Genomic DNA, 6,165 nt, shown 5'->3' on the forward strand with positions numbered 1-6,165 from the left:
CGACCAGACTTCCGTCATTCCCGCACGCGGGCGCAATGGTGCTAAGTTCCGCGGATTCTTGGTCCACTGCGGGAGCCCTCCATGTCCGTCGTTTCCCTCGCCGCGCCGGCCGGCGCGCGCCGAACCGCTGCACGTCTCGTTCTCGCCGCGTCGATCGTGTCGGCGGCGGGCGCGGCGGCCGCGCAGGACGCGCGAAGCGCCCAGGTGCCGGCGCCGCTGGACACGCCGTATGCGGGCACGATCGCCATCCACGTCGACGCCAGCGACACGGCGCAGGGCATCTTCCGCGTGCGCGAAACGATCCCGGTGCAGCCGGGCGCGCTGACGCTGCTGTATCCGCAGTGGATCCCCGGCGACCACTCGCCGACCGGCCCGATCGCCATGCTCGCCGGGCTTAGGCTCGGCGCCGGCGGCAAGCCGCTGGCATGGAAGCGCGACAAATACGACGTCTACGCCTTCCATGTCGACGTGCCCGCGGGCGTGTCCACGCTCGACGCCGAGTTCCAGTACCTGTCGCCGCGCGACGACGGCTTCGAGATGACCGACCTGATGCTGGATCTGGCGTGGAGCAAGATGGCGCTGTATCCGGCCGGCCATTTCGCGCGCGACATCGTCTTCCAGCCCAGCCTGACGCTGCCGCACGGCTGGCAGTTCGGCAGCGCGCTGGAGACCGCCGCGCAGGCGGGCGACACCACCACCTTCAAGCCGGTGCCGTTCGACACGCTGGTCGATTCGCCGGTCTACGCCGGCCGCTACTTCAAGCGCGTCGACCTCGCGCCCGGCGCCAAGGTGCCGGTGCACCTCGACATCGTCGCCGACGCGCCGAAGTACCTGGAGATCACGCCGGAACAGCTGGCCGCGCACCGCGCGCTGGTGGCGCAGGCGAACGCGCTGTTCGGCTCGCACCACTACGACCACTACGACTTCCTGTTCTCGCTGTCGGACCAGCTCGCCGGCAACGGCCTGGAGCACCACCAGTCCAGCGAGAACGGCCTGGGCGCCGACTATTTCACCGCCTGGAAGGATGCCGCGCCCGGCCGCGACCTGCTGGCGCACGAGTACACGCATTCGTGGAACGGCAAGTTCCGCCGTCCGGCCGACCTGTGGACGCCGAACTTCAACGTGCCGATGGGCGACTCGCTGCTGTGGGTATACGAAGGGCAGACGCAGTACTGGGGCTTCGTGCTGACCGCGCGTTCCGGGCTGTGGACGCCCGAGCAGTTCCGCGACGCGCTGGCGATGGTCGCCGCCAACTACGACCGCAACCGCCTCGGCTTCGACTGGCGCACGCTGGAGGACACCACCAACGATCCGACCGCCGCGCGTCGCGCGGGCCTGCCGTTCCGCAGCTGGCAGATGAGCGAGGAGTACTACAGCGCCGGGCAGATGCTGTGGCTGGCGGTGGATGCCAAGCTGCGCGCGCTCACCCACGACCGCAAGTCGCTGGACGATTTCGCCAGGGCGTTCTTCGGCGTCGACGACGGCAGTTTCGTGACGAAGACCTACACCTTCGACGACGTGGTCGCGACGTTGAACGGCGTGGCGAAGTACGATTGGGCGGACTTCCTGCGCGCCCGCGTCGACACGGTGCGCCCGCCGCTGCTGGACGGCCTCGAAGCCGCCGGCTGGAAGCTGGTCTACACCGACCGCAAGAGCGCGTACGAACAGCAGTACGACAGCCGCTCGCAGTCGCCGCGCCACCTCTACAACTACGCCTGGTCGATCGGCATCACCCTGGGCAAGGACGGCGTGATCAACGACGTGCGCTGGAACGGCCCGGCGTTCAAGGCCGGCGTCAGCACCGGCGCGACGCTGGTCGCGGTGAACGGGCAGGATTACACGGACGACGTGCTCAAGGACGCGATCGCCGCGGCCAAGGGCGGTTCCGCGCCGATCCGGTTGCTGCTGAAGTACCAGGGCGGCTACCGCACGGTGGCGGTGGACTATCACGACGGCCTGCAGTATCCGCACCTGGTGCGCATCGAGGGCAAGCCGGATTACCTCGGCGAGATCATCGCCCCGCGCAAGCCGTAGGGCGGGTTGCGCGCGCGCGATTCCGCGACGATGCCTTGGCAGGGCGGGTTGCGCGCAGCGCAACCCGCCGCCCGCCCGACGACAACATCGCAACACAGGTGCCTCGATGCCTTCCCGAACGAGCGACCCGACGACCCCGACCTATCCGATCGGCACGCCCGGACGCCCTTGGGGCGCCGCGGAGAAAGCCCTGTGGCTGTCGCGCCAGAGCCGCAAGCGCAGCTACGAGGAAGACGTGTCGAGCCGGATCGAGCCGCTGCGCGCGCGCTTCGACGTCGAGGCGTACGGCCGCCTCGACTATCATCCGGACGTCTATCCGCTGTTCGCGATCCGCAGCCGCGATTGGCGCGACGAACTGCCGGTCGCGTTGGTGACGGGCGGCGTGCACGGCTACGAGACCAGCGGCGTGCACGGCGCGCTGCGCTTCGTCGAGGCGCACGCGGCGGATTATGCGGGCCGCGTCAACCTGCTGGTCGCGCCGTGCGTCAGCCCGTGGGCGTACGAACGCATCCACCGCTGGAACATGCACGCGATCGACCCGAACCGTTCGTTCCGCGAGGACAGTCCGGCGGCGGAGTCGGCCGCGCTGATGCGCCTGGTCACGCCGGTTCGCGAGCGCGTGCTGGTGCACATCGATCTGCACGAGACCACCGACAGCGACGAATCCGAGTTCCGTCCGGCGCTGGCCGCGCGCGACGGCAAACCGTTCGAGCCGGGCGAGATCCCCGACGGCTTCTACCTGGTCGACGACGCCGAGCATCCGCAGCCGGAATTCCAGCAGGCGGTGATCGCGGCGGTGGCGAAGGTCACCCATATCGCGGCGCCGGACGCCGACGGCCGGATCATCGGCGCGCCGGTGGTGGCGCCGGGCGTGATCCGCTACCCGTTGCGCGAGTTGGGCCTGTGCGCCGGCATCACCCGCGCGCCCTACCGGACCACCACCGAGGTCTACCCCGACAGCCCGCGCGCCACCCCCGAGCAGTGCAACGCCGCGCAGGCGACGGCGGTGTGCGCGGCGATCGAGTTTGCGCTGGCGCGCGGCGCGCCGCGCTGAGCGGGCGACGCCGGCCATCCCGGGGCGGCGCCGGTTCCCTCCGCGAAGGAGCGGGCGGCGCGCGCCACCTTGCCGCCGCCATCCCGGAGCCCATGCGAACCGTGCCGACGCGGCGCTCCGCTCCGGCGCTCAGCGGGAACCGCCGGGGTGCCAGAAGTTCGTGGTCACCACGCCGAGCTTCTCGGCGTCGCTCTGGATGTACGGCAGCGCGAGCGATCCGTCGGGCGGCGCGAGGTGGCTGACCACCGTGTGCAGGGTGCGGCCGCCATGGCCCAGCACCAGCATCAGGCTGATCTTGGCCGGCCCTATCGGTGTCTGCAGAGCGATCTCGGCGCGACCGGCGCAGTCCGCGTACACCGTGTACGTGCCGGTCTCGTTGATGTGGAAGCCGGTCACCGTATCGGCGGCGCCAGGCAGCGGCGTGCCGTTGGCCATCACGAAGTCGACCTGCGAGAGGTGGCCGTAGCCATCGAAGTGCGTCATCGCCACGCCGTCGCGGGTTTCCACTTGCGTGCCCGGCGGGCGGCCCGGGTACACGATCTGGCCGGACACGCGGAAAGCGTAATCTCCATACAGCGAGGCATGGCTGCAGAGATCGTTGTCGGTGGACTGGGCGCGGGCGGCGAGCGGGGCCGCGAGCGCGGTCGCCGGCAGGGTAGGGATACGAGCCGTTTCATGGTCGCCTCCATCGTCGAAACGCCGGCCACGGTGCGGCCGGTCGCGTGAAACCCGTTCTAGCCATCGCCCCGCGGGCGGACAATGGAGAGCGCCTGTAGACTGGCTGTAGGCGTCGGCACGGTGCGACGGCTCGGCGGAGAGAGAAGCAGGGGCGGGCGCTACAGATGGCGGGCGGCTGCCGCCGCGGCAGGGGCCTGCGCCAGCGTGCCGTCGGCCACCACCACGCGATTGCGCCGCGGCGCTTGGCCTCGTAGAGCGCCGCATCGGCGCGCGCGAACAGCGCGTCGGCCGAATAGCCGGTGTCGGCGTCGGTCTCGGCCACGCCCATGCTCAGGGTGAGGCCGGGCAGGGCGGGCGAGTGCACGGGCGCGGCGGCCTCGACGGCGGCACGGATGGTCTCCGCGAGCAGTGCGGCCGAGGCCGGCGTCTGGTCGGCGCACGCGATCAGGAATTCGTCGCCGCCGAAGCGGCCGAACAGGTCGGCGCTGACCAGGTGCTCGCGCACGATACCGACGACCAGCTTGAGCGCGCTGTCGCCGGCGAGGTGACCGAGGCGGTCGTTGATCGTCTTGAAGTGGTCGAGGTCGAAGACGATCAGGCTGACCGGCCGATCGTAATGAGCGAGATGCTCCACCAGTTCGCGCAGTCCGGCGGCGAAGGCCTGACGGTTGAGCACGCCGGTCAGCGGATCGTTGGTCGCCCGCTGCCGCAGTTGCTGCGATTCGTTCTGCAGGCGGCTGTTGGCCGACTGCAGCGCGCGGTGCTGGCGCGCGAGGCGCCGCGTTTCCTGCGCCAGTAGCCGGCTGCGCCGCCACGACAGCCACCAGACGCCGACGACGAGCAGCAAGGCCAGCGCCCACCAGCGCGTCGTCGATGGCGGGGTGTCGGGTGCGGCCGACGTCGCCGGTGCGATCACGGGCGTGGCGGACGCGGCGACGTGCGTGACCGGTACCGCGATCGGCGCTGCAGCAGTGGCGGGGGCAGGGACGATTGGCGCCGGCGCCGCGGCGTCGGCAGGGACCACGGGTGCCGGCGCCGCGGCGTCGGCTTCTGTCGTGTCGCGGACGGTCGCCACCGACGTTGACGACGCTCCGCTGTCCGCGAAGGGAGACGATGTCGAAGGACTCGGGTCTGCAGCGATCGCCGGCGCCGGCTCCGGCGGTGGAAGTCTTGGCGGTGGCAGCGGATCGCCTGGCCTCCATCCCGGCGGCGGCGGCGCACCGAATGGCGGCGGCGGCGCGCCGGGTGGCGGAGGCGGCGCGCCGGGTGGCGGAGGCGGCGGCCGATCGAAGGGCCGCGGTTGCTGCGCCCATGCATGCGGCGACGCCCATCCGACGCACAGCGCCAGCAGCGTTACCCGCGTGAATACCTGGCACAACGAAGCGTTCAACCCCCGACCCCCCGGCCGCCGCGCGAAGCCTAACCCAAGCGCGGCCGCGGGGTGCACCGTGGCAGGGATCGTACGTTCCCGTCCAAGGGGCGACGGGCGCGACAGTCCGCTCGGCCAACACGAACCGCAGATTGCGGAATCCCAGCGGGCCGCTCTCGATCACCCGCAGGCCGGCATCGCGGACGAGCGCGACGAGGTCGTCGGGCGCGACGTGGCCGTGCGGGTGGAAGTGCTGCAACGGGCTTCTGGATGCGGACGGGGGCGCATCGAAATCGACGACCGGCACGCGACCGCCCGGTTGGGCACGCGCCGGATCTCGCGCGCGCACTGCTCGCGTTCGGCGCGGGGCAGGTGGTGCAGCATCAAGGTGCTCGGCGCGCGATCGAAGCACGCGTCGGCGAAAGGCAGCGTCTGCGCGGCCGCCTGCCGGAATTCCGCCGCAAGCCCGGCGTCGCGCGCCTTCTGCGTTGCACATTCGATCATCTCCGGCGACGCGTCGATGCCGTGCACGCTTCCTCCGATGCCTACGCGGCGTCGGGCCTCGAGCGCCAGGCTGCCCGTGCCGCAGCCGACGTCGAGCACGGCCTCGCCCGGCGCGATGCGCGCGCGACCGACCGGCAGTCGGCGGCGGCGCGGCGGACGCGGCTTGAGGTGCCGCCGTGGATGCGGTCGGCGAACGGCGCGAGCGCGCGCCTTCACGGCCGCGCCGTGCTGAACGTATCGCACCGCCCCACGTCGCCGCTCTCGAAGCCGGCGCGGAACCAGCGCACGCGCTGTTCGGAGGTGCCGTGGGTGAAGGAGTCGGGGATCACGGTGCCCTGGCTCTGCCGCTGCAGGCGGTCGTCGCCGATGGCGCTGGCGGTGGCGAGCGCTTCCTCGACGTCGCCGGCTTCCAGCCATTGGTACTGCTGCTGCGCGCGGTTGGCCCAGACGCCGGCGTAGCAGTCGGCCTGCAGTTCCCGGCGCACCGAGATGCCGTTGTCGCCTTCCATCGGCTCGCCGCGCGCGC

At 71.5% G+C, this 6,165-nt stretch carries 6 protein-coding genes; 2 read left to right on the forward strand and 4 right to left on the reverse strand.

Annotated features, from left to right (window positions below; translation table 11 throughout):
• Nucleotides 1-81: 81 nt before the first annotated feature.
• Nucleotides 82-2,034, forward strand: a complete 1,953-nt coding sequence (locus MBSD_RS14885; RefSeq protein WP_062538070.1) for a M61 family metallopeptidase — start codon at nucleotides 82-84, stop codon at nucleotides 2,032-2,034.
• A 106-nt stretch (nucleotides 2,035-2,140) separates the two neighbouring features.
• Nucleotides 2,141-3,088, forward strand: coding sequence for a M14 family metallopeptidase (locus MBSD_RS14890; protein ID WP_062538071.1), 948 nt, complete (start codon nucleotides 2,141-2,143; stop codon nucleotides 3,086-3,088).
• A 129-nt stretch (nucleotides 3,089-3,217) separates the two neighbouring features.
• Here the strand turns inward: MBSD_RS14890 and MBSD_RS14895 are convergent, their stop codons facing one another.
• The 4 genes from MBSD_RS14895 to MBSD_RS15840 form a co-directional block, all read right to left on the reverse strand.
• Nucleotides 3,218-3,640: a hypothetical protein gene (locus MBSD_RS14895; protein ID WP_062538072.1), complete on the reverse strand. Its 423-nt coding sequence runs from the start codon at nucleotides 3,638-3,640 to the stop codon at nucleotides 3,218-3,220.
• A gap of 121 nt (nucleotides 3,641-3,761) precedes the next feature.
• Nucleotides 3,762-4,841 (reverse strand): GGDEF domain-containing protein, encoded by a 1,080-nt coding sequence (locus MBSD_RS14900; protein ID WP_187300720.1) that lies wholly within the window; start codon nucleotides 4,839-4,841, stop codon nucleotides 3,762-3,764.
• A 474-nt stretch (nucleotides 4,842-5,315) separates the two neighbouring features.
• On the reverse strand, nucleotides 5,316-5,882 hold the full coding sequence (locus MBSD_RS14905; RefSeq protein WP_272898344.1) for a class I SAM-dependent methyltransferase: 567 nt from the start codon (nucleotides 5,880-5,882) through the stop codon (nucleotides 5,316-5,318).
• Nucleotides 5,852-6,165, reverse strand: a 314-nt coding sequence (locus tag MBSD_RS15840; protein ID WP_237071830.1) for a neutral zinc metallopeptidase, incomplete at its 5' end; no start/stop codon positions are given. The genes MBSD_RS15840 and MBSD_RS14905, both read right to left, overlap by 31 nt.

The sequence above is a fragment of the Mizugakiibacter sediminis genome (genome assembly GCF_000953855.2).
GTDB classification, from domain to species: Bacteria; Pseudomonadota; Gammaproteobacteria; order Xanthomonadales; family Rhodanobacteraceae; genus Mizugakiibacter; species Mizugakiibacter sediminis.